Source organism: Streptomyces sp. NBC_01669, from assembly GCF_026339735.1.
In the GTDB taxonomy this organism is placed as follows: Bacteria; Actinomycetota; Actinomycetes; order Streptomycetales; family Streptomycetaceae; genus Streptomyces; species Streptomyces yanii.
Map to the genome: position 1 here is coordinate 8,640,110 of NZ_JAPEQG010000001.1, position 26,884 is coordinate 8,666,993.

General features: G+C 69.2%; 22 protein-coding genes and 1 pseudogene. 11 read left to right on the forward strand and 12 right to left on the reverse strand.

Annotated features, from left to right (window positions below):
- Positions 1–2 precede the first annotated feature (2 nt).
- The 6 genes from OG972_RS38665 to OG972_RS38690 are packed head-to-tail and all read right to left on the reverse strand — an operon-like array spanning position 3 to position 7,732.
- Positions 3–1,985 (reverse strand): hypothetical protein, encoded by a 1,983-nt coding sequence (locus OG972_RS38665; protein ID WP_266989530.1) that lies wholly within the window; start codon positions 1,983–1,985, stop codon positions 3–5.
- 3 nt (positions 1,986–1,988) lie between these two features.
- Positions 1,989–3,776: a heparinase II/III family protein gene (locus OG972_RS38670; protein WP_266989531.1), complete on the reverse strand. Its 1,788-nt coding sequence runs from the start codon at positions 3,774–3,776 to the stop codon at positions 1,989–1,991.
- Positions 3,764–4,528, reverse strand: a complete 765-nt coding sequence (locus OG972_RS38675) for an SDR family NAD(P)-dependent oxidoreductase (RefSeq protein WP_266989533.1) — start codon at positions 4,526–4,528, stop codon at positions 3,764–3,766. The genes OG972_RS38670 and OG972_RS38675 overlap by 13 nt, the downstream gene beginning before the upstream one ends.
- Before the next feature lie 44 nt (positions 4,529–4,572).
- Positions 4,573–5,496: a carbohydrate ABC transporter permease gene (locus OG972_RS38680; protein WP_266989535.1), complete on the reverse strand. Its 924-nt coding sequence runs from the start codon at positions 5,494–5,496 to the stop codon at positions 4,573–4,575.
- Positions 5,483–6,451, reverse strand: coding sequence for a carbohydrate ABC transporter permease (locus tag OG972_RS38685; RefSeq protein WP_266989537.1), 969 nt, complete (start codon positions 6,449–6,451; stop codon positions 5,483–5,485). The genes OG972_RS38680 and OG972_RS38685 overlap by 14 nt, the downstream gene beginning before the upstream one ends.
- A 12-nt stretch (positions 6,452–6,463) precedes the next feature.
- Entirely contained in the window at positions 6,464–7,732 is a 1,269-nt protein-coding gene (locus tag OG972_RS38690) for an ABC transporter substrate-binding protein (RefSeq protein ID WP_266989539.1), read from the reverse strand.
- Positions 7,733–7,958: 226 nt separating this feature from the next.
- On the opposite strand from OG972_RS38690, the gene OG972_RS38695 reads away from it, so the two are divergent.
- Positions 7,959–9,029 carry a LacI family DNA-binding transcriptional regulator gene (locus OG972_RS38695; RefSeq protein WP_266989541.1) on the forward strand — a complete coding sequence of 357 codons (1,071 nt, stop codon included), beginning with the start codon at positions 7,959–7,961 and terminating at the stop codon, positions 9,027–9,029.
- Between the two features lie 124 nt (positions 9,030–9,153).
- Here OG972_RS38695 and OG972_RS38700 read toward each other — a convergent pair whose 3' ends face one another.
- The 4 genes and pseudogenes from OG972_RS38700 to OG972_RS38715 form a co-directional block, all read right to left on the reverse strand.
- A complete protein-coding gene (locus tag OG972_RS38700; RefSeq protein WP_266991070.1) occupies positions 9,154–9,543 on the reverse strand; it encodes a hypothetical protein in 390 nt (129 codons plus the stop codon).
- The gene (locus OG972_RS38705; RefSeq protein WP_266989543.1) at positions 9,473–10,006 is read right to left on the reverse strand and encodes an Lrp/AsnC family transcriptional regulator; all 534 of its coding nucleotides are present in this window, start codon (positions 10,004–10,006) and stop codon (positions 9,473–9,475) included. Before OG972_RS38705 ends, OG972_RS38700 begins: the two co-directional genes overlap by 71 nt.
- An 81-nt stretch (positions 10,007–10,087) precedes the next feature.
- Positions 10,088–10,299, reverse strand: a pseudogene (locus OG972_RS38710) (FAD-dependent oxidoreductase); the annotation flags it as partial.
- 94 nt (positions 10,300–10,393) lie between these two features.
- Complete coding sequence (locus OG972_RS38715) at positions 10,394–11,842, reverse strand: aldehyde dehydrogenase (protein ID WP_266989545.1); 1,449 nt, start codon at positions 11,840–11,842, stop codon at positions 10,394–10,396.
- 345 nt (positions 11,843–12,187) lie between these two features.
- Here OG972_RS38715 and OG972_RS38720 point away from each other — a divergent pair, with 345 nt between their 5' ends.
- The 6 genes from OG972_RS38720 (at position 12,188) to OG972_RS38745 (ending at position 19,100) form a co-directional block, all read left to right on the forward strand.
- The gene (locus OG972_RS38720) at positions 12,188–13,552 is read left to right on the forward strand and encodes an APC family permease (RefSeq protein WP_266989547.1); all 1,365 of its coding nucleotides are present in this window, start codon (positions 12,188–12,190) and stop codon (positions 13,550–13,552) included.
- A gap of 659 nt (positions 13,553–14,211) precedes the next feature.
- Entirely contained in the window at positions 14,212–15,108 is an 897-nt protein-coding gene (locus tag OG972_RS38725) for an ABC transporter substrate-binding protein (protein ID WP_266989549.1), read from the forward strand.
- A 1-nt stretch (position 15,109) separates the two neighbouring features.
- On the forward strand, positions 15,110–16,090 hold the full coding sequence (locus tag OG972_RS38730) for an amino acid ABC transporter permease (RefSeq protein WP_266989551.1): 981 nt from the start codon (positions 15,110–15,112) through the stop codon (positions 16,088–16,090).
- Between the two features lie 17 nt (positions 16,091–16,107).
- On the forward strand, positions 16,108–16,860 hold the full coding sequence (locus OG972_RS38735) for an amino acid ABC transporter ATP-binding protein (protein WP_266990997.1): 753 nt from the start codon (positions 16,108–16,110) through the stop codon (positions 16,858–16,860).
- Positions 16,857–18,086: a M20/M25/M40 family metallo-hydrolase gene (locus tag OG972_RS38740; protein ID WP_266989553.1), complete on the forward strand. Its 1,230-nt coding sequence runs from the start codon at positions 16,857–16,859 to the stop codon at positions 18,084–18,086. Before OG972_RS38735 ends, OG972_RS38740 begins: the two co-directional genes overlap by 4 nt.
- 93 nt (positions 18,087–18,179) lie before the next feature.
- Positions 18,180–19,100 carry a MurR/RpiR family transcriptional regulator gene (locus tag OG972_RS38745; protein ID WP_266989555.1) on the forward strand — a complete coding sequence of 307 codons (921 nt, stop codon included), beginning with the start codon at positions 18,180–18,182 and terminating at the stop codon, positions 19,098–19,100.
- A 318-nt stretch (positions 19,101–19,418) separates the two neighbouring features.
- Here OG972_RS38745 and OG972_RS38750 read toward each other — a convergent pair whose 3' ends face one another.
- Entirely contained in the window at positions 19,419–20,072 is a 654-nt protein-coding gene (locus tag OG972_RS38750; RefSeq protein ID WP_266989557.1) for a class I SAM-dependent methyltransferase, read from the reverse strand.
- Positions 20,073–20,306: 234 nt separating this feature from the next.
- On the opposite strand from OG972_RS38750, the gene OG972_RS38755 reads away from it, so the two are divergent.
- Complete coding sequence (locus OG972_RS38755) at positions 20,307–20,942, forward strand: LysE/ArgO family amino acid transporter (protein WP_266989559.1); 636 nt, start codon at positions 20,307–20,309, stop codon at positions 20,940–20,942.
- A gap of 64 nt (positions 20,943–21,006) precedes the next feature.
- Here the strand turns inward: OG972_RS38755 and OG972_RS38760 are convergent, their stop codons facing one another.
- On the reverse strand, positions 21,007–22,866 hold the full coding sequence (locus OG972_RS38760; protein ID WP_266989561.1) for a serine hydrolase: 1,860 nt from the start codon (positions 22,864–22,866) through the stop codon (positions 21,007–21,009).
- A 182-nt stretch (positions 22,867–23,048) separates the two neighbouring features.
- On the opposite strand from OG972_RS38760, the gene OG972_RS38765 reads away from it, so the two are divergent.
- The 3 genes from OG972_RS38765 to OG972_RS38775 all read left to right on the forward strand — a co-directional run bounded on the left by OG972_RS38765 (position 23,049) and on the right by OG972_RS38775 (position 26,874).
- Positions 23,049–24,158, forward strand: coding sequence for a nitronate monooxygenase family protein (locus OG972_RS38765; protein WP_266989563.1), 1,110 nt, complete (start codon positions 23,049–23,051; stop codon positions 24,156–24,158).
- Positions 24,155–25,705 (forward strand): acyl-CoA synthetase, encoded by a 1,551-nt coding sequence (locus tag OG972_RS38770; protein ID WP_266989565.1) that lies wholly within the window; start codon positions 24,155–24,157, stop codon positions 25,703–25,705. The genes OG972_RS38765 and OG972_RS38770 overlap by 4 nt, the downstream gene beginning before the upstream one ends.
- 62 nt (positions 25,706–25,767) lie before the next feature.
- Complete coding sequence (locus tag OG972_RS38775; protein WP_266989567.1) at positions 25,768–26,874, forward strand: calcium:proton antiporter; 1,107 nt, start codon at positions 25,768–25,770, stop codon at positions 26,872–26,874.
- Positions 26,875–26,884 lie beyond the last annotated feature (10 nt).

Here is a 26,884-nt window from a genome sequence, read left to right on the forward strand (position 1 = left end):
GATCAGCCGACCTTTCCTGTGTACGGCTCCGCGACATCGAGGAGCACGCGGCCGTTCAGCCGCAGCCGCGTGGCCGCGACCACGTACGGGGCGCTGTCACCGTCGCCGAGCAGCACGGCGGCCGCGTCGGCAACGACGTCGGCGGTACGGATCCGGCGGGCGACGGGGGCGAGCAGCACCGTTTCGCCGTCGAAGGCGACTCCGTGTCCCTCCACGCACGCGGCGTGCTCGCCCGGGCCGGACGCACCGGGCGTGATCGTGGTGAGGAACAGCCCGGAGACCGACCGCGCGGTCGTCGACCGCAGTGTGTGCAGCGTCCGGGTGAGACGCAGCTCCGGTGTGCTGGACGTCGGATTGGCCTCCACCTCGGTGACATCCGAGGTGACCGATGCGTCGTGGGGCGCGAACTGCCCCACCCGGGCCACGGCGGCGCCGGACCGGATCAGCCGTGTACCGTCCGGCTGCGGCTCGGTCGGCCGGTCGGTCTGGAGGAGGAACGTCCACTCCCGCTCCGTATCCGCCTCGGCGAGGTCCAGGAGCACCAGCCGCCCCGACGGGGTGAACACCAACGTCCGGTCGAGTCGCCGCACCCCGAGCTCCGGGTCGTACATCGCGGCGATCTCCGCCGTGGCGTGCGCCCAGCCGCAGTCGTCGTCGAGGAGCACATCGCGCTGCCGCGCCTGCCGCTCGAACGGGATGTCCTGGTAGACGTGGTAGCGGTCCTCGTCCGCGTAACCCTGCCCGTCCACCAGCAGCAGGTTGTGGTGCGCGGCCCGCTTCCGGTTGCTGTACCCCTCGTCCACCGCGAGGAATTCGCCCTGCGAGACCAGCACGAACGAACCCGAGTCGGGGTGGTGGTGCCCCTGGTTGAGCGTCTCCCAACCCCTCTCGGCCCGGTGCTTCGCGGAGGTCTCCCACGCCTTGTGACCGCCGCCCGGGCTTGCCTTGACGGAGACGAGCGTGGCGTCGTCGTCCCATCCCGTACGCGCCGCGAGCAAACCCAGATCCGGGAAGAACGCCCGGGTCGCGGTGGGCCGTGCGGCCGGGACGGACGGGTCGTACCAGAGGTATTCGAGGTACGCCTCCGGCAGGATCCCCGGCCGCACCCCGCTCTCCGACGCCTCCTTCCACAGGAGTTCGCCCGACGCCAGATCGCCCATCCACTGCGCCTCCGGGATGCCGTACTGGGCAGCGAGGCGGTAGTACAGGCCCGCGCTGTGCCCGCTGCGCCGGTCGTGGCAGTCGCCGTGGTCGACATTGCGGGCGAAGCCGGGGGCGGTCTGGTGCAGCCGATAGCGGAACGTACGGGAGAGGAAACCGCCGCGGTCCCACCAGTCGATGCCCTCCGCCTCCTGGAGGAGGTCCAGTTGGATCGCCAGGAACGGCACACCGTAGCGCCAGTAGACGACGCCCTCGGCGTGCGAACCGTCCTCCGGCATCAGATCGAGGACCGTACCGAGATTGTCCTTGGCGCGCCCGGTCCATTCCTCCTTGCCCAGCACGTAACCGGCCGTCGCGAGCCCTGCGTAGCAGATCCAGTTGTGGTTCTGCCAGTACGACGACGACCACCAGCCGCCCTCGCTCGCCACCGCAAACTCGTACATCCGCCGCCCCTGGAGCAGCAGCTTGTACCGCAGCAGCGCCCGCACCCCGTCCGGCAGATCGTCACCGATCCACCGGTAGGTGAGCGAGAGATGATGCAGCAGCCAGCCGGCGTCCAGATCGTGGTCCGGCATATGGGCCTTGCCCCAGTGCGGCAGCCGTACCGCCGCCTCGATCCAGCGACGACTCTCAGCCAGATGGGCCCGGTCGCCGCCGACCCGGTAGGCCAGCGCCGGGTTGGAGGCGGCGGGACCCAGCCAGGTGATGCTGGCCAGGGGATGCGTACGGGGCGGGGTCAGCCCGCGGTGGCGGGCGGCCTCCTCGTACAACCGCACCTCCTGCGCGGGACGCGGGCCGGGCGGCGGGGTCGCCGAGAGCAACAAGGGTCAGTCCTCCGTCCGGAACCGTGCCGTACTGCCGTCGGCCAGGCCGACCGTCAGTCCGTCACCGTCCAGCTGTACGTCGGTGACGGCGGGGCCTGCCGACGACGCCTGGTACACGGAGGCGAACACGACCCGCTGCGCGTCGGCGGTGAAGTCGACGCGGGTACGCATCCGTTGCGGATCGTCCGCCGGGCCCGGCCCCGGCCGGGTGACCGGACGGACCGGCACGCCGTCGGTGTGCGTGTGCCAGCCGTGCAGCGTCTCGTCGCCGTACCACGTGGTGCGCACGGGACCGACTCCCTGCAGCTGGACGTCCAGCGCGACGCCGGGGCGCAGCTGCGCGGTGAACTGCCGGGTGTCCTCGGCGGTCAGCGTCAGCAGGTCGACGAGAAAGCTGTCGCCGAACGCGATCCGTCGCACCGCCCGGACACCCTCGTACGCCTGGGTCACCTCGGCCGTGACGGAGGAACCGTCCGAAGCGAGCAGCTTCCCGGTGCACTCCGCCTGCTCGGCGCGGTCCGCCCGGAAGGCGGGATGTACCTCTGTGGACGCGTACAGATCACGGAACTCCGCGTGCGCATAGGGAACTTGGCCGGGGTCGGGCTGCCATGGAGTGGTGTCCCCGTAGAGATACAGCGACAGCTTGTCGCGATGGCCGTGCGAGCCGCCGTGCGGACCGAAGTCCAGCAGTGCGTGGATCCCCGCACCGTGCAGCACCGCATATCCGGCCTCGCCGAACACCGTGACCGGACCGGCCGCAGGGCGTACCGGCAGCGGCGGGCCCATGAACCAGCCGCCCAGTTCCCGGTCCAGCCCGTCGTCGTGTGCGCCGAGCTCGGCCCGGGCCCGCTCCGCCACCGCATCCAGGACGGGGGACGGAACCAACTGCTGGGCCAGCGCCACCAGTTCGAGCCACTCCAGGGCGAGAGGGCGACGCAGATACGGGCCGTCGTGCAGTGCGGGAAGAATGCCGCCCGGCGTGGCGATCGCCGCCAGTACATCCGTCATCCCGGCCAGCACTCCGATCACGTCGGACGGAACGGCCGCCGGGTCGGTCGAGCGCAGCGCCAGCAGCGCGGCCCGCAGTACGAACCCGTGGTAGTAGGTGCTGCCCTCCCACTCCCAGCCGTCGTCGGCGACCGCGACGCGCAGATGCGCGTACAGCCCGTGCTCGCCGTCGAGCCATACCTTCGCGCCGTCCCATTCCTCGCCGCGGGCCGCGGCGGCACCACGACTCGCCGCCACACCGGCGGCGTTGAGCCACGCGGTGTAGTTGGAAGCGAGATGCCCCTGGCCGGTCAGCACATCCCGGGCGTCCAGCGCGGCCCGTTCCAGATCGTCGAGGAGCGGCAGCACCGCGCCCAGACCGTCCGTGGACTCCTCGGCGAGCGTGATGACGGTGTGCCCGATGCCGACCGCCCAGATGGCATCGGTAAGGGCCTGGTGGAAGAGCCGGCCGCGCAGCATCCAGGTCTGCGCCTCGCCGTGCCGCTCGATAGCGAGCTCCGCGTACAGACCGGCGTACTCGACGAGCCGCGCCACCGCCTCCGCCCGCTCGCCCCGGTGGGCCAGCACCCGCAGATGCCGCGCCCACGCCTGGTGCGACAGCACCAGCCAGGCGCCGCGCACCGCCTCGTCGTCCACCCGGCAGCCGTACGAGCAGCGCGCACCGCCGTCCGGGAAGACCCCGGAGAGCAGATCACCGTGATCGAGCTCGACCCCGTGCGCCGGGCAGACGTACGCGTGCCACCAGCCGCCGCGCTCCCGCGCGATCCGCCTCAACGCGGCCATACGCCACCGTCGATGTCCACCGTGGTGGCGGTGAGGAAGCCGGACGACGGCGACGCCAGGTGGACGACGGCCGCTGCGACATCCTCCGGCGTGCCGGCCCGGCCCACCGGGATGCCTGCCTCCATCGCCTGCTGCGCCTCGGGCGCGGTGAACGTGTCGTGGAAGGCGGTGCCCTTGATGAAGCCGGGTGCGACGGTGTTGACCGTGATCCCGGTACCGCCGAGCTCCTTGGCCAGCCCCTTGGTGAAGCCGCGGATACCGGCCTTGGCCGCCGCGTACGCCACCGAGCCGGGACCGCCACCGTTGTGCGCGGCCAGCGACGACATGGTGATGACGCGCCCGGCGGGGGACTGCGTCAGGTGCGGCAGTGCGGCCCGCACGGTACGGAACGTCGACGTCAGGTTGGTCGAGATCACCTGGTCGAAGTGGTCGTCGGTCATTTCGGCGATCGTGGCGCGGCCGATCAGATGGCCCGCGTTGCAGACCAGGACGTCCAGACCGCCGAGGAATCCGGCCGCCTCCTCGACGACCCGGTCGACGTCCGCCGTCACGGTCACATCGGCCTGGAACGCCTTCGCCCTGCGGCCCAGAGCCTCGATCGCGGAGACCGTCTTCGCGGCCTCGTCGGCGGAGGAGTGGTAGTGGACGGCGACATCGGCGCCGGCCTCGGCGAGAGCGACGGCGATGGCGCGGCCGATGCCATGGCCCGCCCCTGTCACCAGTGCGCGGGAGCCGTTGAGATCAGCAGACATGGGGGTAACCCTTTCGATGACCGGCCGCTCGGGACCGGAACCGGTCACTTGAGACCGGCAGTTGCGAAGCCCTGCACGAAATAGCGCTGGCCGATGAGGAAGAGCACGACCATGGGGAGGGTGGCGAGCGTGGTGCCCGCCATCAGGAAGTGCCACTGGGGGCCGTTCTCCGTCTTGAAGACGGAGAGCCCCACCTGGATCACCCGCAGACTGTCCGTGCGGGTCACCAGCAGCGGCCAGAGGAAGTTGTTCCACGACGACTCGAAGGTCAGCAGCGCCACCGTGGTGAGCGCGGGCTTGACCTGCGGCGTCATGATCCGGGCGTAGATCCGGAACTCGCCCAGACCGTCGAGCCTGGCCGCCTCCTCCAGTTCCACCGGAAGGTCCAGATAGAACTGCCGGAAGAGGAAGACCGCGAACGGGGTGACGGCACCGGGAATGATCAGCGCCCACCAGGAGTCCAGCCAGCCGCTGCCGCCCTGGCCGAAGATGTCGTTCCCGCCGGCCAGCGGCATGAAGCGGACGATCAGGAACTCCGGCAGCACCTTGGTGTACGTGGGGATCATCAGTGCGGCGATGAAGAGGTAGAAGATGACCTCGCTGCCCCGGAACTTGATCCGCGCCAGCGCGTACCCGGCCATCGACGCCACGACCACGTTGATGAGGGTGTGGCTGAACGCGATGATGAAGCTGTTGCGCGCGTACGTCGCGAACGGCGCCGCCTTCAGCGCGTCGACATAGTTCCCGAACTCCCAGTGTTCCGGGAGCAGTCCGGCGTCCTGGGAGGCGATCTCCACCGGGGTCTTGAGCGAGGTGAGCACCATCCAGACGAATGGGGCCACCATCAGCAGTGAGACGACGGTGAGCGTCAGATAGAGCGCGATCCGGCCGACGGAGAGCGGCTTGCCCTTCGTCCGGGGCCGGGCCTTCTCCACAACCCCGGGCCTGTGAAGCTCAGTTGTGGCCACGGGTGCCTCCCATGATCCGCCGGTTGACCAGGGTGAAGCCCATCAGCAGCACGAACAGCACCAGTGACTGCGCGGAGGCGTAGCCGATGCGGAACTCCCGGAAGGCGGACTTGTAGATCTCGAACGTCATCATCGTGGTGCTGTTGGCCGGGCCGCCGTCGGTCAGGATGTAGATCTGGTCGAACGACTGGAACGCGCTGATCATCGACGTGATGAGCACGAAGAACGTCGCGGGCTTCAGCAGCGGCAGGGTGATCGAGAAGAACTGCCGCACCTTGGACGCACCGTCCACCGAAGCCGCCTCGTACAGCTCCTTCGGCAGGGACTGCAGCGCGGCCAAGTAGATGAGCATCTTCATGCCGATGCCCTGCCAGATGCCGACCAGGATCACCGAAGGCATCGCCCATGATGTCGACGACAGCCAAGCCGGGCCTTGGATCCCGAGGAACGACAGGAGTGTGTTCAGCAGCCCGTTGCCCGGGTTGTAGATCCACAGCCAGACCAGGGCGATCGCGACGGTCGCCGTCACCTGGGGAATGAAGACCGCGGTACGGAAGATGCCCCGCGCCTTCAGCCCGGTGTGCAGCGCCAGGGCCACGAGCAGCCCCAGCATCATGCCGAACGGAACGGTGAAGAAGGTGTAGATGACGGTGTTGACGATGGACTTGCGGAACACCGCGTCGTCCAGCATGTCCCGGAAGTTGTCCAGGCCCACGAACTGCGGCGCCGTCAGCACGTCGTACTTCGTGAAGGCCAGAACCACCGACGCGACGACCGGCAGGCCGATCCAGAGCGAGGCGTGCAGCAGCGCGGGCGCCACCATCAGCATGCCGGCGCGTTGCCTGCGGCGCCCCGGGCCGGTGGGTGCCCGGCCGGTGCGTTTCTTCGCGACCGTGTGCTCGGTCGGGGAAGGCGGCCGCGCGGGCCTCGCCTTCAATACGGATGTCGCTCCCACAGTGACGGGTCCTTACATCCGGCCGATGGCGGCCTCGGCTAGCCGGCCGAGTTCCGCGATGGCGTCCTTCGCTGACTGGTTGCCCACGATGGCGGGCTCCAGCGTGGGCTTGATCTTTTCGCGGATCTCCATCCAGGCAGCGGTGCCGCCCTCCGAACACGCGTCACCCATGCTCTGCAGGGAGAGATCGACGAACTTGTTCTCCTTCACATAGCTGGAGTCGCTGAGATCCTTCAGCCCGGGAACCGATCCTCGCTGCTTGGCCGCACCGAGGATCGACTCGGGCGTCGCGAGGTACTCGACGAGCGCACGGGCCGCCGCGGGGTGCTTGGAACTGGCGGACTGGGTGACCAGCGTGCCGCCCTGGAGCATCGCGGGCTTGCGGTTGGCGAGGACGAACGCCCCGAGCTTGTCGTCCTTGAGGAGTTCCGGATTCTGTTCCCCGACCTGCTTCCACAGGGCACTGCTCGTCATCATCATCGACGCCTTGCCGGTCTGTACGTTGGTCGGGGCCCCGAGGTCCGTCTTCTTGGCGTAGACGGCGGAGCCGTCCTTGATCAGGTCCTTGAAGAACTGCAGCGCCTCGACCCCGCGGGCGTCGGTGAACAGCACCTTCTTGCCATCGGCGCTGAACAACTGGCCGCCGTTGGCGAAGAGGAAGGTCTCCCAGCACTGGCGCAGATGGATGGAGAACGGGTCGAATCCGAACCGGCCGTTCTTGGTCAGCTGCTTGGCCACGGCGCGCAGTTCGGCCCAGTTCGCCGGGGTCTTCTTGATGCCGGCCTCGGCGAAGTGGTCCTTGCGGTAGACGACGATGCGGGTGTCGAGGACGACCGGCAGCGCGTACAGCTTCCCGTCGTACCGGGACGGCTCCAGGACCCGCTTCTCGTAGTCGTGCGCGGTGGCGAACTTCTCCGGCAGCTCGGCGATCGCCTTCTTCGCGGCGAACGGCGGGATCCAGCCCACGCCCATCATCAGCACGTCGGGCAGCAGACCGCCCGCGAGCCCCGTGGTGATCTTCTCGTTGAGCTGTTCGTACGTGGTGTAGTCCACGTTGACCTTGACGTCCGGGTACTTCTTCCGGAAGCCGCCGAGTATCTCCTTCTCCAACAGCGTCTTGCCGTCGGCGCCTTCGTAGATCGGGGTGAGCAGAGTGATCTCACCCTCGGCGGGGCCGTCGGCGGAGCCGCCCGCCGAAGTGCCGGTGCCGCACGCACTGAGGGCGGCGGCAGCGGTACCCGCGCCGATGGCAGCAAGCAACGACCGTCTTTTGAGTTCCATGGGACACCCCTTTTGAGGTGGAGACTGTGGATCGATCCAGCAATGACATCCCAACTATGGCTGGGAAACGCTGGTAAATCGATGCACTGATGCTAGGAACGCCTCAAGAGGGACGTCAACAGCTGATGCTCAAGAATTTTCGGGGAAGTTAACAGGTGTACCGGTGAAGAGAGTTCAGTAAATCGGTACACTAGTCTGGTGGAACGCGTTCCGAACCGGAGGTGGCATGAGCGGGGTAACGATCCATCAGGTCGCGGAGGCTGCGGGGGTCTCCGCGAGCACGGTCTCGAATGTCCTCAACGGGCGTACGGACCGTATGCAGGCGACCACCCTGGCCCGTGTCGAGCAGGCGATTGAGCAGCTCAGCTACCGGCCGAACCGTGCGGCACGGATGCTGCGCACCGGCCGGATCAAGGTCATCGGTCTGATCGTGCCGTCGGTGGCCAACCCCTTCTGGGGGGCGCTCGCCCGCGAGTTGGAGGCCATTGCGCTCGCCGAGGGCTACCACGTGCTGCTCTGCAACAGCGAGCGCGATCCGGCGCGTGAACTCAAGTACAGCGAGGAGCTGCTGGCCGACGGGGTGAGCGGAGTGGTGCTCTGCTCCTCACTGCCGTCGCTCGACCATGTGGCGCCGTTGCTCAGCCGCGGTCTGAAGATGGTCGCCTTCGACCGCACCGCCCAGGCGGGTGACCCCCCGTCGCTGGCCAGCATCAGCGTGGACAACGCGATGGGCGCCGAGCTCGCCACGCGTCATCTCATCGAACTGGGCCACCGGCGCCTCGCGTTCGTCTCCGGCTCGGTCAACAGCGTCAACCGTCGTGAGCGACTGCGCGGCTTCCGCGCGGCCCTGGAGTCCGCGGGGCTCGACCCGGCCGACGCGGTGGTCTGGCCGGGCGCCGACACCACCGAGTTCGGCGACAAGGACGCCGCCGAGCTGGGCCGTAACGCCGCCCGGGAGCTGCTGTCCGGACCGCGCCCGCCCACCGCGTTCGTCGCCATCAACGACATGTGCGCGATCGGGATCTGCCGGGGCGCGAAGGACGCCGGGCGCACCGCCGGACAGGACGTCTCGGTGGTCGGCTTCGACGACATCCTGCTCGCCGACCTCTTCGAACCGCCACTCACCACGGTCCGCCAGCCGCTTCCGGAGATGGCTGCCGAGACGTTTCAGCAGCTGAGGGCCCGGATCGACTCGGCGCCGGTGGCCGGGCGCTCGCTGCTCATCCGGCCGCGCCTGGTCGTACGGGAGTCGACGGCGACGGCGCCGGCCGCTGTGCCTGCCCCCGCATCCGCCTGAGCCGGACAGCGGGCAGGGCTGCGAGGAACGGCGAGGTCCGGGCAGCCGCGCCGGCCGGGAACGGACGGAGCAGGGCGCGACGATCCGGAGATCGCCACGCCCCGCGGCAAGCGGTGATGGATGCTCAGGAGGCGGTGCACACACGGATGGAGGGCGTCGCCGAGCTTCCGTTCGTCATGACGCTGAACCCGAAGGTCGTCGAGGCTCCCGCCGCCAGACTGCCGTTGCCGTTCGGCTTCATGGTCCTGATGTTGCCGCTGGTGTCCCAGCTGGGAGCGCCGTTCCAGGTCGTGGAGACTGTCTGCGGCGCGGTCCTGGTGTTCGGCAGGCGGCCGAGTGCGGCGCCGACGGCGTCGATGGCTCGGAGCTGGAAGCCGACTCGGGCGTGGGCACAGACGGTGTCGGTGACACCGATGGAGGCGAGCCGACGCGCGCGACGCGGCTCAGGCGCGCTGGTCGAGACCGGCGCTGAGCGGCGGCTGCGGCGCGTCGAGCAGCGAGGTGTCCACCTCACCGACGCCCCAGCCGTACGCGAGTTTGTGCACTTCCAGCACGAAGAACGAGTCGGTCGAGACGACTCCGTCGATGTGATGCAGTCTGCGGTTCATCAGGTCGGTGAAGTGGTTGGTGTCGCGGCAGATCACCTCCGCCATCACGTCGTAGGTGCCTGCCGTCATGATGACGTACGAGGTCTCGGGCAGCTCCCGCAGTCTTCGGCAGACCTCCTGGGCGCTGCCCGGCCTGACCCGGATGCCGACCATGGCGAACCGGTCGAAGCCGATGGTGAGCGGGTTTGCGATGCCGACGATCTGGAGGGTGCCGTTCTCCTCCATGCGCTGGACGCGGTATCGCACGGAGGAGGCGGGGATGTCCAGTTCTTCGGCGATCTGGCTGTACGGGCGGCGGCCGTCCGCTTGGAGTGCGGCGATGATCTGGCGGTCGGTGTCGTCCAGGGGGCTGCCACCCAGCGTGCTCATGCTGTTGCTCCGGCTCTCATGTACGGTCCGCCACGGTGTGCGGGCCTGGATCTTTGGTCGTACGGGCCTATCCTGCCCGGCTCAGGAGTCGAAGCCGAGGCCGAGTCGGTCCAGGGTGCGCAGCCACAGGTTGCGATGGCCGTACGTGTCCTCGCGGGCCATGGACCACCGGGTGGCCTCGACGCCGAGATGCCGGACCGGCTCCGGGGGAAGGGCACCGGAGGGCGGCGGATCATGGCGGGCCGGAGCCGTTCCGTGCGCCCGCCGGAGAGCAGGTCCAGCATGACCTGGGCGGGTACCTCGTTGCCGGCTCGGTGGGGCAGTGCGGGGCCGGGGCCCCGATGCTGTCGGGGCCCCGGTCGGCGGACGTTCGGATGAGCGGGGAGCTCAGAGACTGATGACGCCGGTACGGGTGTCGGTCATGTCCATCAGCGTCCACTTGCCGCCGATGCGGCCCCAGCCGGTGGAGCGGCTGCCGGCGCCGCCGAAAGGCATGTTGATGTCCCACCAGTTGTTGCTCTCGTTCACGACGACCTGGCCGACGGCCATTTCCTCGATGAAGCGGAAGGCGGAGGTCATGCTGCGGGTGAAGACGGCACCCTGAAGGCCCAGTTTGTCGTCGTTGGCGATGCGCAGAAGGTCGTCCTCGTCCTGCCCGGTGATGATCGGGACGACCGGGCCGAAGGACTCCTCGCGGGACAGCAGGCTGTCCTCGGGCACCCCGTCGACCACGGTGAACTCGTAGTAGAGGTCGGTGGGGTGCCCTGAAGCGCGCTTGCCGCCGAGCAGGATGCGCGCGCCGCGCTCGCGGGCGTCGGCCATGTGGCGGTCCATCTTGGCCGCGACGCCCTCGTTGTTGAGGGGGCCGAGAACCGTCTTGGGGTCGAACGGGTCGCCGAGGGTGATGCGCTGGGCCTCGCGGAGCACGGCCTCGACGAACTCGTCGTGGATGTCCGCGTGCACGATGACGCGTTCGGTGGCGCAGCAGACCTGTCCGGCGCACGGATAGGCACCGTCGACAGCGGCCTTGGCGGCGGCCTCGACATCGGCGTCGGCGAGGACGACGAGCGGCCCGTTGCCCGAGCACTCCATGATGGAGCGCTTGAGTCCGGCGGCGGACTGGATCTTCGCGCCGGTCGCGGTGGAGCCGATGAACCCGATCGCGTGGATGCCCTCGTGGCGTACCAGCGCATCGCCGGTGTCGCCCTCTCCGGGCACGATGTTGACGAGGCCGTCGGGCAGTCCGGCGGCGACGAACGCCTCCATCGCCTTGAGGACGGTGAGCGGGGTGTTGGCCGGCGGCTTGACGACATGGGCGTTGCCGGTGGCGAGACCGGGGGCGACGAACTCCGCGAGCATCAGCAGCGGGAAGTTCCACGGCGTGATGATGCCCCAAGTGCCCACCGGGCGCTGGAAGGTGAACATCCGCTTGGTGTTGTCGGTGGAGGGCAGCGTCTCGCCGTGCAGTCGTACGGCGTCCTCGGCGTGCAGGTGGAAAAGTTTGGCCGCCTCCTCGATGTCGGCGACGGACTCGGCGAGCGGCTTGCCCTGCTCCAGGGACTGGAGGTGGGCGAGTTCGTCCACGCGCTTGCCGAGTTCCGTACCGATGCGGTGGCAGAGCTCGGCACGGGTCCACACATTGGTCGCGGCCCAGGCGGGCTGGGCCTCGTTGGCGGCACGCACCGCGGCGTCGACGTCGGCGGCCGCGGGCAGCGGGAAGGTGCCCACGCGTTCGCCCGTCGCGGGGCTGATGACCTCGTGGGTGGTCCCGGAAGTGCCTTCGGTGTACGCGCCGTTGATGAAGAGCTGGTGCCGGTCGGCGGTCGGGGTGGTCATGCGTTGGCCTCTCTGTCCTGTCCTGACCGGGAAAGGGTGCATCGGCTCTGGGCCGCGCCGGCCCGGGTCCGGTGCGATGACTGGAGACTCGCTGGGCAATCAAGGACTGTCAAGACTGCTGAATGAGCAAAAGTGGAAGTCGATCATTGCTTTTTCGTGAGTATTGACAGGCATTTTTCGCCTCCTCTATAACGAGGCCTCATCGACTGTCATGTCTGCGCCCACTCTGAGGGGAACGCCATGTCATCCCAGCCACAGATCCCAGCCCCGTCCTCGTCGGACCCTTCGGACCCTTCGGACTCCTCGGGATCGGCGGGTGCGTCCGCCCCGGCACTGCCGAAAAAGATGAGCTGGTTCGACGGATTCGCGATGTCGCTGACCATGCCGGCGGCGCTCATCGCCTCGCTCGGCGCCTCCATCGGCGGACTCGGCGCCTGGGGTGCGATCGCCCTGTGGACGGCCTCGATGGTGCTGGCCACCGCGACGAACTGGATCTACACCGAGATGGCCGCGATGTTCCCCGATTCCTCTGGAGGGATCGCGCACTATGCGACCGAGGGCTGGAAGAAGCGGGCGCCTGTGGTGGGTCCGATCGCGAGCATCGGCTACTGGTTCCCCTGGACGACGGCCCTCGCCGTCTACTCCGGACTCATCGGCTCGTTCGTCCAAGCCCAGTGGTTCCCCGGCCAGGACTGGAGCGTGGAGTTCGGGCCGGTGAAGGTGGACTTCCCCATAGCCGTGGGCCTGCTCGTGATGCTGCTGCTGTTCGGCGCGGCGATGATCGGCCTGCACGTCGCCATGTGGGTCGTCTACGTCACCGGCGGTGCGCTGCTCGTGCCGCTCGCTGTGTTCATCGTCCTGCCGCTGTTCTCCGGTGACTGGAGCGCGCAGGGCCTGCACTGGAATCTGCACGGCGCCGCGGGGCTGCGCGAGGCGCTGGTGTGGCTGTACGTCATGGCGTGGACGTCGTTCGGTGTGGAGGTGTGCGCGACCTTCGCCCCCGAGTACAAGGACACGGTGCGCGACACCTCCCGGGCCCTGCGCGCCGGTGTGTTGTTCTCCCTCGGTGTGTTCATCCTGCTGCCACTGACCCTGTCGGGGTACGTCGGCGAGAAGGCCATCGGCGAGGAGCCCACCACCTTCTTCATCGGAGCCTTCCAGGACCTGGTGGGCGGCGCCTCCGACCTCATGGTGGTCTTCCTCGTCGCCTCGCTGCTGCTCATCATGATCACCGGTCTCGCGGACGGTTCCCGCGTGCTGTACGAGATGGGCAAGTCGGGGCTCACCATCAGGCAGGTGGGGGTGCTGAACAAGCGCGGTGTGCCGGCCCGGGCGCTGCTGGTGGCCCTGGTGCTCAATGTCTTCGTGCTGACGGTGCTTCAGACCCCGCTGGCCATCATCGTCACGGGCAACCTGGGATACATCCTCGTCCATGTGCTGGCGGTCTCCGGCTTCGCGCTGCTGCGAAAGGACCGTCCGGACGCCGTGCGTCCCATCAGGCTGCCCCGGTTCTTCGTGCCCCTGGCCTGGACGCTGGCCGGGTTCCTCACCGTGGTGCTGGTGGTGGGCGCGACCGGCTTCTCCATCACCGGATACGGCGGCTACACAGAACTGGGAGTGGCACTCGCCGTTCTGGTCGTGGCGGTACTGCTGTGGCTGTACCGGACCAAGGTGCAGGATCGGCACCTCACCGACGACCGCCCGGCCTGACCCGGCCGGCGCACAGGCTTCGGGCAAGCCGCCGGAAGCAGGCGTGAAGCGGACCCGCTGGCCGCGGAATCATCGCGATGGTGCTGTCGGACGCCCCGCTCTCACTGGGTTCACCGTTCCTCACCAGTGTGCGTGAGTGAGTGGTGGACCCACTGTTGCGTGCTGGGCGCATCCCGAACGGTGTTGGATGCGCTGGGTTCCCACTTTCGCTTCCCGCTCGGCGACGGTCCTCCAGGGGGCCGGTCCGTTGTGGGTGGGCGGGTTCCCTCGCGCCCGCGCCCGCGCCGCCGGCCCCGCCCGCGCGGGCGGGTGGGGCCGGCGGCTGCCGCGGTCGACGGCCTGGCGTTGCGGGCGACGCCTGTTACAGATCGATTGATGTTGCCGCGATCTGAAACGCGAGCAGCTCTGAGTCGGTTGTTCACGAGGCTGCCCTGACCGGGGGCCATCTGCGGATCAGTGAGTGCGTCGCCTCGCAGCGTGTCGTTATCGACATGTAATAAGCGTTACAGTAGAGCGCAATCCTTCGCCGTGTGTAACGTGCGGGACGTCCGTCGGCGGTGAATTCCAACCGCACGACAGTTCCGCGAGAGGGGCCCGTGTTGCACACTCACCCGATCCGCCGCGCCGTTGCGGCCGGTGCACTGTTGATCACATCGGCCATGACCGTGTCCGCATGCGGCAGCGGCAGCACCGACAGCGAGTCCGCCGCTCCCGCGGTCGACGCCACCGTCGCCGGTGTGCACATCACCAGGGATACGAAGCTCCATGCCGCGCTCCCTGCCGACGTCAGGTCCGCCGGCAAGGTCAGAGTCGCCACCGACGTCCCTTACGCGCCGTTCGTGATGTTCGTGACCGAGGGCAAGCCCGAGCTCACCGGCCTCGACTACGACCTGGGGCAGGCGCTCGGAGCCAAACTGGGGGTGCGATTCGCCTTCACCGCCCAGAAGTTCGACGGCATCGTTCCGGCCATTCAGGCCGGCAAGTTCGACGCGGTCATGTCGGCCATGACCGACACCAAGGAGCGCCAGCAGGTCCTGGACTTCGTGGACTACTCCGTGTCCGGCTCGGGCATCCTCGTCACGAAAGGGAACCCGGACCACATCTCCCGACTCGACGACCTGTGTGGCAGGAAGGTCGGTGCGGAGGCCGCCACCCATCAGCTGGACGTACTCAAGGCCCACCAGCCCGCGTGTGCGAAGGCGGGCAAGGGCCCCATCTCCATCCAGACATTCCCGAAGGATTCAGACGCCCAACTCGCCCTGCGATCACGGAAAGTAGCAGCCGACCTGCTGACCAAGCCGGCCGCGGGCTGGACCGCCAAGACTGCCGACGGCGGCCGGGCCTTCGCAGTCGTCAATGACCCCGCGGCGGCCGGCGGCTACGAGGCCACCCCCAACGGGATCGGCGTCACCAAACGCCTGCCCGGGCTCACCGACGCCATCCAGAAGGCCGTGCAGGCGCTCATCGACGACGGGACGCTCCGCAAGATCTGCGCCAAGTACGGTGTCGAGTCCATCGCGGTGAACGAAGCCACCAAGAACGCGGCGGTGTCCTGACATGACAGCCATGACCCCCGCCGGGACCATGAAGAGCGTTCCCGCACCGACCGCGCCCGCCCCGGACACCCTGACCGCCGTGCCGGTCCGGCACTGGGGCCGGTGGCTGGCCGCAGCGGCAGCCGTCACCGCCCTCATCGGACTCATCGGTTCCCTGGCCGGCAACAAGAATCTGCACTGGGACATCGTCGGACGCTACGTCTTCGCCGACCTCGTCTTCAGCGGACTGGTCACCACCTTGTGGCTCACCGCGGCCGCCATGGCGATCGGGCTCGGCCTCGGCGTCCTCGTCGCGGTGATGCGGCTGTCGTCCAACCCCGTACTCCGCGCCCTGGGAACCACCTTCGTCTGGGTCTTCCGCTCCACGCCCCTTCTCGTCCAGATCATCTTCTGGGGATACGCGGGCGCGCTCTACCAACAGGTGCTGATCGGCATCCCGTTCACCCACATCACGTTGCTGCAGGCCGACACCAACGCCCTGCTCACGCCCACGGTAGCCGCGCTCCTGGCGCTGGGGCTGAACGAGGCGGCGTACGCGAGCGAGATCGTCCGCGCCGGCATCCAGTCCGTCGACCCGGGACAGACGGAGGCCGCGCACTCGCTCGGCATGAGCCCGTCCCTCACCACCCGGCGCATCGTGCTGCCCCAGGCCATGCGGGTCATCATCCCGCCACTGGGCAACGAGACCATCAACATGCTCAAGATGACCGCGCTGGTCTCGGTGATCTCCGCCCACGACCTGATGTCCAACATCCAGGACGTGTACGCGCAGAACTACCAGGTCATCCCCATGCTCGTCGTCGCCTCCATCTGGTACCTGATACTCGTCACGGCCCTGAGCCTGCCGCAGTCCTGGCTGGAACGCAGGTACGGGCGCGGCATGGCCCCCGCCGCTGCCGTCGGCCCACTGCAACGCCTCGTCGCCGGAGCCCGGCTGAGCCTGTCCCGTACCACCCCCGCACCGACCGGACCGAAGGGATGAAGACAGTGGAGACGCCGATGGTGCACGCCGAGGGCGTGCGCAAACACTTCGGGAAGGTCGCCGTGCTCCAGGGCATCGACCTGACGGTGGAACGCGGCCAGGTCTGCTGCCTGCTGGGCCCCTCCGGCTCCGGGAAGTCCACGTTCCTGCGCTGCATCAACCACCTGGAGAAGCTCGACGGGGGCAGGCTGTCCGTCGACGGTGCGCCGGTGGGCTACCGGCAGCAGGGCAACCGGCTCCACGAGCTGAAGGAGCGCGAGATCGCCCGCAGCCGCCGGGACATCGGGATGGTGTTCCAGCGGTTCAATCTCTTCCCCCACATGACGGCGGTGCAGAACGTCATGGAGGCACCCGTGAAGGTCGCGGGCGCCACCAGGGCCGAGGCCCGCGAGGACGCCCTGCGCCTGCTGGACCGCGTCGGCCTCGCCGATCGCGCCGACCGATACCCTGCCCAGCTGTCCGGCGGCCAGCAGCAGCGTGTTGCCATCGCACGGGCCCTGGCGATGAAACCCAAACTGATGCTTTTCGACGAACCGACGTCCGCCCTGGACCCGGAGCTGGTCGGAGAAGTTCTCGACGTCATGCGTCAACTGGCCTCGGAAGGAATGACGATGGTGGTCGTCACCCACGAAATCGGGTTCGCCCGCGAAGTCGCGGACACGGCCGTCTTCATGGACGGTGGCGTCGTGGTCGAAGCGGGCGCCCCGCGGCAGGTACTCGGCGACCCGCGGCAGGAACGCACCCGTGCCTTCCTGTCGAAGGTCCTGTGAGCGCCCCCGTGCGGCAGCAGGGCACAGCGGCACGCACCGCGGCCCTGCTGCTCCCCGGCGCCGTCGCCCTGCACGACCGCTATCTGGCGGAGCTGGAGCACCTCGTCTCCATCGACTCCGGCTCGTACAGCCCCGACGGAGTCAATCAGGTCGCGGCATGGACCGTGCGACGCCTGACGTCCTTGGGCTTCGCGGTGGACCGTGTCCCCGTCACCGCCGAAGGCCGCGACACCCGTTTCGGTGACCTGGTCGTGGGCCGGTTGCGCGGACAACTGCCTGTGGAGCGTGGCGGAAGGTGCATCCTGCTCGCCGGGCACATGGACACCGTGTTCGACGACGGAACCGCGGCGGACCGGCCTTTCCGCCGAAGCGGGCCACTCGCCCACGGCCCCGGGGTCAGCGACGACAAGGGAGGACTCCTGGCCGGGCTCACCGCCGTGGAACTCCTGCTGCGCCGAGGGATGCTGGACTTCGCGGAGCTCGTCTTCCTGGCCACCCCCGACGAGGAGGTCGGCTCCCCGGCCAGCCGTCCGGTGACCGTGTCCCTCAGCCATGGCATCCACTACGCGCTGGGCCTGGAATGCGCCCGGGAGAACGGCGACCTCGTCGTCGCCCGCAAGGGCGTGGCGGACTTCGTGATCACCGTGACGGGGCGGGCCGCGCATGCCGGAATCGAACCGGAGCGCGGAGCGAACGCCGCACTGGCCGCCGCACATCTCCTCATCGAATGCCAGCAGATGAACGGGCGCTGGGGCGACGTCACCGTCAACGTGGGCATGATCAGGGCGGGCAGCCGCATCAACATCGTCTGTCCCGAGGCGGAGCTTCATGTGGAGGTACGGTCGTCGACGGATGCCGGCATCCGACACGCCCGTCAGGCGATCGAAGCGGCCGCCGCGAGCCTCTCCGTACCCGGCGCCACCGCCACCGTCCGGCAGACCGAAGCGATTCCGGCGATGGAGGACACCCCAGCGGCTCGTGCCATGCTCACCCATGCCCTGGAGGCCGGGAGGGAACTCGCCATCGACCTGGGTGCCGCAGCCACCGGCGGCGTCGGCGACGCCAACACCATCGCCGGAGCCGGTGTCCCCACCCTCGACGGCCTCGGTCCGGTCGGCGGCGGCGACCACGGCCCGGACGAGTGGCTCGACGTCACGACCGTTCCGCGCCGTGTGGCTCTGCTGGCAGCCCTGATCGTGGCGCTCGGCGACGCCGGAGGCCACTGACCGGCCCCCCGGATGCGGCCCGTCGTCCGTGCGGACACAGCTCGGGGCCGGGCGCCGCGTAATCTGAACCCCTTTGGAAAGGTGGCCCGGCCCATGTCCTCACTTGCCGAAGAGATCCGGCACCGCATCGGTGACCTCAGTCCCGCCGAACGCAAAGTTGCCCGGGTGCTGCTCGCGGGCTATCCGTCGGCAGGCTTCGAGACCGTGGCCACGCTCGCGGAACGGGCCGGCGTGAGCGCCCCCACGGTGATCCGATTCGTGAACAGACTCGGCTACAAGGGTTTCCCCGACTTCCAGGCGGCCCTGCGGGAGGAGCTCGACGAGCGCAGCGCCTCGCCGCTGGCTCTGTACAGCACCCGCGGGTACGGCACCACCCCGCCCCTGGTGCAGGAGGACGACGGCTCCGGAACGGCGCGTGCCGGCAGTGGCCAGGACGTCTTCAGTGCCGAGGTGGCCCGTACCCTGCGCGAGCTTCCCCCGCACGACGTGGAGGCCGCAGTGGCACTGCTCAGCCACCCCAAACGTCGGATCGTCCTCGTCGGCGGCCGGTTCACCCACCTGCTGGCGCAGTATCTCGGCCTGCATCTGATGCAGTTGCGGGGTGAGGTGGTGATCCTGCCGGACCGGGACGTGGAGAGGACCGCCGTGCTCGCGGGGCTGGGCAGGCAGGACGTCCTCGTGGTGTTCGACTACCGCCGTTACGAACCGGACAAGATCGTCATCACGGAGATGGCCAGGCAGTGCGGCAGCAAGATCGTCCTCTTCACCGATGCCTGGCTGTCGCCGGTGACCCATCTCGCCGATGTCGTCCTGCCCAGCCGGGTTGCGGAGCCGTCGCCGTACGACAGCATGGTGCCGACGCTGGCCACGGTCGAGACGGTTCTCGCGGGCGTGCTCGCCCAGCTCGGCGAGCAGGGGCGTGTCCACCTGGAGCACAGCGAGAACGTCGCCCGGCAGGCCGGGATCCAGCCGGTCGACCCCAAGCCGGAGGCCCCGGAGGCGGCCGGGAAATGACAAATAGTCACATGCCAATTCCGGGCCAGGAGCTGGATCACGAGGCGCTGGTGGTCCCCAGTTTTCGAAGCAGCCATCCGGCGCCTGTACCGTGGTCGGCGGGGGAGCGGAGGCCTGGATCGGCCGGCCCATTGAGGGCAGCCGCAGGACGGCCGACTTCCCCCTCTTCTCGCCGCCGCGGTGGAACGTCACATGGTGCGGCCCGCATTGACTGCTGCCGGGCTGCAACCATGTGCTGCTGAGATTGTTCGCCGGCCCCGAGAGGGCGGGCCCGTCCCCCATGGCCCCGGTGGGAAACGGGGACGGTCCGGGCAACGACTACGGATGCGCCGGTTTGCGGACCATGAGGAACGCCTGGGGGCCTGCGTCGTTCCAGCCGGCCTCGCGCACGAGCCTGGCGTCCACGAGGAGTCCGGCCCGACTCAGGAGCTCGGCCACACGCTCGGGTTCCAGCCAGTAGACGTCGAGCGCCAGTGCATGGCCGTACGCGTGGTCCAGATGCCGGATCTCGTCCCCGGCCTTGAAGGCCAGCAGCAAATGGCCGCCCGGGGCCAGCACCCGGTGGAATTCGGCGAACACCTCGGGCAACAGCTCGGGCGGCGTGTGGATGATGGAGTACCAGGCGACGATGCCGCCGAGACTGTCGTCGTCCAGGTCGAGGGCATTCATCGAACCCACGTCGAAACGCAGGTCCGGGTACGTCTTACGGGCCACCGCGACCATCTCGGGCGAGAGGTCGATGCCCCGTGCGGTCAGTCCCAGGGACTGCAGGTGTCCTGTCACCCGCCCGGGACCGCAGCCGATGTCGGCGACCGGTCCGGCATCGGAGGCCTGTACGAGTTCGACGAACGCGGCGAGCATCGCCCGGTCCAGCGGCCTGCGTCCGAGTTCCGTTCTCAAGAGCTCGGCGTAGTCGGCCGCGACGGTGTCGTAGGACGCCCGGGTGGTACGTACGTAGGTGGGTTCGGTCATGACGAAGGAGCGTAATGGCTCGGGAGCGGCCCCACATCAACGGATCGCAGTACGGAGTCCCCATGCCGATGCGGCCGCACGCCCGAAAAAGAAATGGGTTGCTCCCGCTCCCGCACGGCCCCACCATCTGCTCATGAACTCGATCACCGCCCTCCTGCCGACGACCCCTGCCACTCGACCGGTGCGGGTCCAGCAGCAGTCCGGCCGGTCACGGAGGCCGATTCCTCTCCCCGCGTGAGCGCCGCCCTGGTCGCGGGGCTGCTGGCCGGCTTCGGCATTGCCATGCCGGTCGGAGCGGTCGCGACCTATCTGGTGGCTCTCACCGCACGGACCTCCCTCGGAACCGGCGTCGCCGCCGCGCTCGGAGTCGCGACGGCCGACGGCCTCTATGCGCTGATCGCGGTCGTCGGAGGCTCCTCACTCACCCGTGTCATCGAGCCGGTCGCCCTGCCGCTGCGCTGGGCCTCGGCCCTGGTGCTCGTCGTCCTGGCGCTACGGAGCGCCACTACCGCGATCGGCCAATACCGCAAGCGGCACTCGGTGTCCGGGTCCGACCGGACCCCGCTCAGCCCCGCGCGCGCCTATCTGGGGCTGACGGGGATGACCCTCCTGAACCCCACGACCGTCGTCTACTTCACGGCGTTGGTGCTGGGCAGCCGGGCGACCGCCGCCGCCCCGGACCGACTGGAACAGTCCGTGTTCGTCCTCGCGGCGTTCGCCGCGTCAGCCGGCTGGCAGTTGCTGCTGGCCGGCGGGGGAGCGCTGCTCGGTCGCGTACTGACCGGCGGCCGGGGGCGGCTCGTCACCGCCCTGGCGTCCTCCGTGCTGATCTCAGCGCTCGCCGTCCATCTGCTCGTACCGGCGTCCTGACGCGCAACCAACCCGTCGAACCAGCGGCTGCCGGCCGGTCCGAACCGGCCGGCAGCAGCCGCTCTCAGTCGGCGGACACCGTCCACCCGTTCGCCTCGATGCGCCCGGCGTCGCCCGACCTGCCGTCGTCGAAGACGGTCCGGCCGTCGTCCTCGACCCGGATGCCGTCCACATACGCCCCGCGCCCGACGTACAGCTGATCGGTGGTGTACCGCCACCGCAGACGCACCTCCTTGCCCCGCCAGGCGGCCAGGTCCGCGTCGAGACGGTGCCAGACCCGGCCCGACCAGCCGGAGACGGAGCCCGCCGGATGCGGTTCCGGCTCCACCCGGTGGGAGCCGGACGTCGTCGCTGCGGTGGTGAAGGGCACCGGCTGCCAGGTCGTCCCGGCGTCCGACGAGGCCTCCAGGAAGAGGTAGTCGGAGCCCGGCTCGGTGTCCCACCACACCGCGCAGCTCAGCGCGGCACGCGAGGACGCCGGACGCAGAGCGGGCAGTGCGAGCGTGGCGGAGGCGGCGCTCGCCATGCCGGAGAACCAGGCGGTACGGCCCCGGGCGGGGCGCACCGCCACCGCACGCGCCATCTGGTTCGCGGTGGCGACCCGAGGTGCACTGCCGGAGCGCCATGTGCGAACCGGATGAACGGAGTTGCCGAGCACGATCAGGAACGAGTCGGTCGTCGGATCGAGGACCAGGCTCGTCCCGGTGAAGCCGGTGTGGCCCGCTGTGCTCGGGGTGGCCATCGCCCCCATGTACCAGTGCTGGTAGAGCTCGAAGCCGAGCCCATGGGCATCTCCGGGGAACGCGGTGTTGAAGTCGGTGAACAGGAGGTCCACCGAATCCTGGGAGAGGATCCTCGCGCGTCCGTAGACGCCGCCGTTGAGCAGCGTACGGGCGAGGATCGCGAGGTCCCAGGCGCAGGAGAACACTCCGGCGTGGCCCGCCACCCCGTCCAGGCTGTACGCGTTCTCGTCGTGCACCTCGCCCCAGACCAGTCCGCGGTCCAGGCCGGACCAGGGCAGCCGGGCGTCCTCGGTGGCCGCGATCTTCGGCTTCCAGGCGGCGGGCGGGTTGTAACGAGTGCGGTGCATTCCGAGCGGCGCGGTGATCTCCTCGCGGAGCAGCACATCCTGGGTGCGTCCGGTGATCTTTTCCAGGACCAGCTGCAGCGAGATGAGATTGAGGTCGGAGTAGAGATACACCGTGCCCGGCGGATTGGCCGGGACCTCGTTCCACAGCAGCCGCAGCTTCCCCTCCCGGGTCGGCTCCTTGTAGAGCGGGATCCAGGCACGGAACCCCGAGGTGTGCGTGAGCAGCTGACGGATCGTGACGTCCTGTTTGCCGCCTCCCGCGAAGTCGGGCAGATACGAGGCGACCTTCGCCTCCAGTTCCAGTGCCCCGCGCTCGATCTGCTGCACGGCCAGGATCGAGGTGAAGAGCTTGGACACCGACGCCAGGTCGAAGACCGTGTCCTCGGCCATCGCGATCTGCTGGTCCGCCGGGAACTCCACTCCGGTGTCGGTCTTGGCGTCGTACGCCGCGTACCGCACCGCCTTGCCGATCGGCCGGTGCAGCGCCACCGTGCCACCGCGCCCGGCGAGCAGCACCGCGCCCGCGTACCACGGGTGTTTGGGGGAAGCGGAGAGGAACCGTTCCGCCTCTGTGACCAGTTGGTCCAGTGGTCCCTGCAACAGCCCGGCGCGGGCGGCGGAACCGCGCCGCAGCGTCGGCCGCCCGTCGGCAGCCACATCCGAAGCGTCCACGGCGCTTGCTCCCGACGCCCCCGACGTTCCCGCCCCCGATTCCATGGCCGACGCCGTCTCCGCGAAAGGAATCGGTGCCAGGGCGAGTGCTCCGCCCAGTGCGAGCATCCCACCGCTCAGCCTGCGTCGGCTGATCCCTCTGCCGGTCGCGTCCTCGGTCATCCGGAACCCCTTCCTACCGGTTGAAAGTAACTTTCGTCATCCAGTCCTACGATGAAACTTCCTGCCGCCGCAGAGATTACTGTCACCCCTGCCGTCCCGGAGGTCCCCGGCGCCACAAAGAATCTGACACTGCATCAGAAAATCTCTTCCTTCGAATGTCCGACTGCGGCATCCTGCCGCCCATGGAGACGGAGCTGAGCAAGAAACTGGGAGTCGAGCACGCCATCTTCGGCTTCACGCCCTTCCCGGCAGTGGCCGCGGCGATCACCCGGGCCGGCGGATTCGGCGTACTCGGCGCGGTCCGCTACACGGCCCCCGACGACCTGGCACGTGACCTCGACTGGATGCAGGAGCACACCGACGGCAAGCCGTACGGCCTCGACGTCGTCATGCCCGCGAAGAAGGTGGAAGGGGTGACGGAGGCCGATGTGGAGGCGATGATCCCGGCCGGACACCGCCAGTTCGTCCAGGACACCCTCGCCACATACGGCGTCCCCGAACTCGCCGAGGGCGAGGCATCCGGCTGGCGCATCACCGGGTGGATGGAGGAGGTCGCCCGCAACCAGCTCGACGTCGCCTTCGACTACCCCATCAGGCTCCTCGCCAACGCCCTCGGCTCGCCCCCCGCGGACGTCGTGCAACGTGCCCACGACCGGAACGTCCTCGTGGCCGCCCTCGCCGGAAGCGCCAAGCACGCCCGGCACCACGCCGACGCGGGCATCGACATCGTCGTCGCCCAGGGGTACGAAGCGGGCGGTCACACCGGAGAGATCGCCTCCATGGTCCTCGTCCCCGACGTCGTCGACGCCGTGGGACCTCTCCCCGTCCTCGCCGCCGGAGGCATCGGCAGCGGACAGCAGATCGCCGCCGGGCTCGCCCTCGGCGCCCAGGGCGTCTGGCTCGGCTCGCTCTGGCTGACCACCGAGGAGGCCGACCTCCACTCCCGCGCACTGACCCGCAAACTCCTTGCCGCGGGCTCCGGCGACACCGTCCGCTCGCGCGCCCTGACGGGCAAACCCGCACGCCAGCTCCGTACCGAATGGACCGACGCCTGGGACGACCCGTCCGGCCCCGGCCCCCTGCCCATGCCGCTGCAGGGACTGCTGGTCGCCGAGGCCGTCTCCCGTATCCAGAAGTACGAGACCGGCGCACTGCTGGGAACCCCCGTCGGCCAGATCGTCGGAAGGATGAACACCGAACGCAGCGTGCAGGCCGTCTTCGACGACCTGACCCGCGGCTTCGAACGCGCCGTGGACCGGATCAACCGCATCGCCGGACGGAGCGCCGCATGAACCAGCCGCCCAACGGCTTCTGGGCCCAGGCCACCGCCGCCCCCGACCGTACGATCCTCGTCGCCCCCGACGGCGAGACCTGGACCGCAGGCCGGCTGCACGCCGCGGCGAACCGCCTGGTCCACGGGCTGCGCGCGGCCGGTCTCCGGCAGGGCGACGCGTTCGCCGTGGTCCTCCCCAACGGCGTCGAGTTCTTCACCGCGTACCTCGCCGCCTGCCAGGCGGGGTTCTATCTCGTCCCCGTCAACCACCACCTCGTCGGCCCCGAGATCGCCTGGATCGTCTCCGACTCCGGCGCCAAGGTGCTGATCGCGCACGAGCGGTACACCGACGCAGCGACATCCGCCGCCGACGAGGCGGAACTGCCCGTGAGCCACCGCTACGCCGTCGGCGCGGTCGACGGCTTCCGCCCGTACGCGGAACTGCTCGCGGAACAGTCCGACGCACCGCCCGAGGACCGAAGCCTCGGCTGGGTCATGAACTACACCTCGGGCACCACAGGACGCCCGCGCGGCATCCGCCGCCCGCTCTCCGGCAAGCTCCCCGAGGAGAGCCATCTCGGCGGCTTCCTCGGCATCTTCGGCATCAAGCCGTTCGACGACAACGTCCATCTGGTCTGCTCGCCGCTCTACCACACCGCCGTACTCCAGTTCGCGGGCGCCGCCCTGCACATCGGGCACCGCCTCGTTCTGATGGACAAGTGGGCGCCGCAGGAGATGCTGCGGGTCATCGACGCGCACCGCTGCACCCACACGCACATGGTCCCCACCCAGTTCCACCGCCTCCTCGCCCTCCCCGACAAGGTGAAGGAGCGGTACGACGTCACCTCGATGCGGCATGCCATCCATGGCGCGGCCCCCTGCCCCGACCACGTCAAACGCGCCATGATCGACTGGTGGGGCCGGTGCGTCGAGGAGTACTACGCGGCCAGCGAGGGCGGCGGCGCGTTCGCCACCGCCGAGGACTGGCTGAAGAAGCCCGGTACGGTCGGGAAGGCCTGGCCGATCAGTGAACTCGCCGTCTTCGACGACGACGGCAACCGCCTCCCGCCCGGCGAGCTCGGCACCGTCTACATGAAGATGAGCACCGGCGGCTTCAGCTACCACAAGGACCGGACCAAGACGGAGAAGAACCGCATCGGAGACTTCTTCACCGTCGGCGATCTGGGCGTCCTCGACGAGGACGGCTATCTCTTCCTCCGCGACCGCAAGATCGACATGATCATCTCGGGAGGGGTGAACATCTACCCCGCCGAGATCGAGGCCGCGCTCCTCAGCCACCCCGCGGTCGCCGATGCCGCCGTCTTCGGCATCCCGCACGCCGACTGGGGCGAGGAGGTCAAGGCGGTCGTCGAACCGGCCGAAGGACACCCCCCGGGCGACGGGTTGGCCGCCGAGATCCTCACCCACTGCGCCGAGCGGCTCGCCGGGTACAAACGCCCCAAGAGCGTCGACTTCATCGACACGATGCCGCGCGACCCCAACGGCAAGCTGTACAAGCGGCGACTGCGCGACCCGTACTGGGAGGGGCACCACAGAGCCCTCTGAGCGCCGGCGGCCCCGCACCGTCCGCCGAGCGCGCCCCGGTCACCTCTGGCAGCGTGTGGCTCATGAAAACGAGCGCGACGGTCCGGTCCCTGGCTACCCAGTGGACCGTGGTTGTGCCGATCGTCGCGGCGGTAGCGCTGGTGTTCAGCTGGGGGCGGGTGCTGCCGCCCTTCGCCGTCGCCGTCGTCGCGCTCTGTCTCGCGGGCGCCGTGCTCGCCGCCGTCCACCATGCCGAGGTGATCGCCCACCGGGTCGGCGAACCGTTCGGCTCGCTCGTCCTGGCCGTCGCCGTGACCATCATCGAGGTGGCCCTGATCGTCACCCTGATGGTGGACGGCGGCCCCAAGACGTCCGCGCTCGCCCGCGACACCGTCTTCGCCGCCGTGATGATCACCTGCAACGGCATCGTCGGACTGTCCCTGCTGGTGGGCGCGGTGCGTTCCCGCGTCGCTGTGTTCAACGCCGAAGGTTCCGGCGCCGCCCTCGCCACCGTCGCCACCCTCGCCACCCTCAGTCTGGTGCTGCCGACCTTCACCATCGGCAGACCGGGCCCCGAGTTCTCCACCGCACAGCTCGCCTTCGCCGCTGTCGCGTCCCTCCTCCTGTACGGGCTGTTCGTCGCCGTACAGACCGTCCGGCACCGCGAGTACTTCCTGCCGCTCACCCAGGACGGCCGGCTCAAGGAGGACGAGCAGCAAGCGGCGCTGCCCGGCCGGGGCGCCACCGCGCTCAGCGTCGCCATGCTGCTGATCGCGCTGGTCGCCGTCGTCGGCGACGCCAAGTCCGTCTCGCCGACCATCGAGTCCGGCGTGGAGGCGGCCGGGCTGCCGCAGGCGGTGGTCGGTGTCGTCATCGCCCTGCTGGTGCTGCTGCCCGAGACCCTCGCCGCGGTCCGGGCCGCCCACCGCGAACGCGTGCAGACCAGCCTCAACCTCGCCCTCGGGTCGGCCATGGCCAGCATCGGGCTGACCATCCCGGCCATCGCCCTGGCCTCCATCTGGCTGCCCGGACCGCTTCATCTCGGCCTCGGCGCCACCCATATGGTGCTGCTCGCGCTGACCGTGGTGGTCGGCGCGCTGACCGTCGTACCGGGACGGGCCACGTTGCTCCAGGGCGGCGTCCACCTGGCGATCTTCGCAGCGTTCGTCGTCCTCGCGATCAGCCCCTGACCGCATGCGA

Excerpts from the sequence above, each read along its gene's own strand:
- OG972_RS38735 (WP_266990997.1), top strand. The coding sequence starts at position 16,108 with ATGGTGCACGCCGAGGGCGTGCGCAAACACTTCGGGAAGGTCGCCGTG.
- OG972_RS38670 (WP_266989531.1), bottom strand. The coding sequence starts at position 3,776 with ATGGCCGCGTTGAGGCGGATCGCGCGGGAGCGCGGCGGCTGGTGGCAC.
- OG972_RS38730 (WP_266989551.1), top strand. The coding sequence starts at position 15,110 with ATGACAGCCATGACCCCCGCCGGGACCATGAAGAGCGTTCCCGCACCG.
- OG972_RS38695 (WP_266989541.1), top strand. The coding sequence starts at position 7,959 with ATGAGCGGGGTAACGATCCATCAGGTCGCGGAGGCTGCGGGGGTCTCC.
- OG972_RS38725 (WP_266989549.1), top strand. The coding sequence starts at position 14,212 with ATGACCGTGTCCGCATGCGGCAGCGGCAGCACCGACAGCGAGTCCGCC.
- OG972_RS38750 (WP_266989557.1), bottom strand. The coding sequence starts at position 20,072 with ATGACCGAACCCACCTACGTACGTACCACCCGGGCGTCCTACGACACC.
- OG972_RS38745 (WP_266989555.1), top strand. The coding sequence starts at position 18,180 with ATGTCCTCACTTGCCGAAGAGATCCGGCACCGCATCGGTGACCTCAGT.
- OG972_RS38705 (WP_266989543.1), bottom strand. The coding sequence starts at position 10,006 with ATGAGCACGCTGGGTGGCAGCCCCCTGGACGACACCGACCGCCAGATC.
- OG972_RS38675 (WP_266989533.1), bottom strand. The coding sequence starts at position 4,528 with ATGTCTGCTGATCTCAACGGCTCCCGCGCACTGGTGACAGGGGCGGGC.
- OG972_RS38770 (WP_266989565.1), top strand. The coding sequence starts at position 24,155 with ATGAACCAGCCGCCCAACGGCTTCTGGGCCCAGGCCACCGCCGCCCCC.
- OG972_RS38720 (WP_266989547.1), top strand. The coding sequence starts at position 12,188 with ATGAGCTGGTTCGACGGATTCGCGATGTCGCTGACCATGCCGGCGGCG.
- OG972_RS38690 (WP_266989539.1), bottom strand. The coding sequence starts at position 7,732 with ATGGAACTCAAAAGACGGTCGTTGCTTGCTGCCATCGGCGCGGGTACC.
- OG972_RS38765 (WP_266989563.1), top strand. The coding sequence starts at position 23,049 with ATGGAGACGGAGCTGAGCAAGAAACTGGGAGTCGAGCACGCCATCTTC.
- OG972_RS38775 (WP_266989567.1), top strand. The coding sequence starts at position 25,768 with ATGAAAACGAGCGCGACGGTCCGGTCCCTGGCTACCCAGTGGACCGTG.
- OG972_RS38715 (WP_266989545.1), bottom strand. The coding sequence starts at position 11,842 with ATGACCACCCCGACCGCCGACCGGCACCAGCTCTTCATCAACGGCGCG.
- OG972_RS38760 (WP_266989561.1), bottom strand. The coding sequence starts at position 22,866 with ATGACCGAGGACGCGACCGGCAGAGGGATCAGCCGACGCAGGCTGAGC.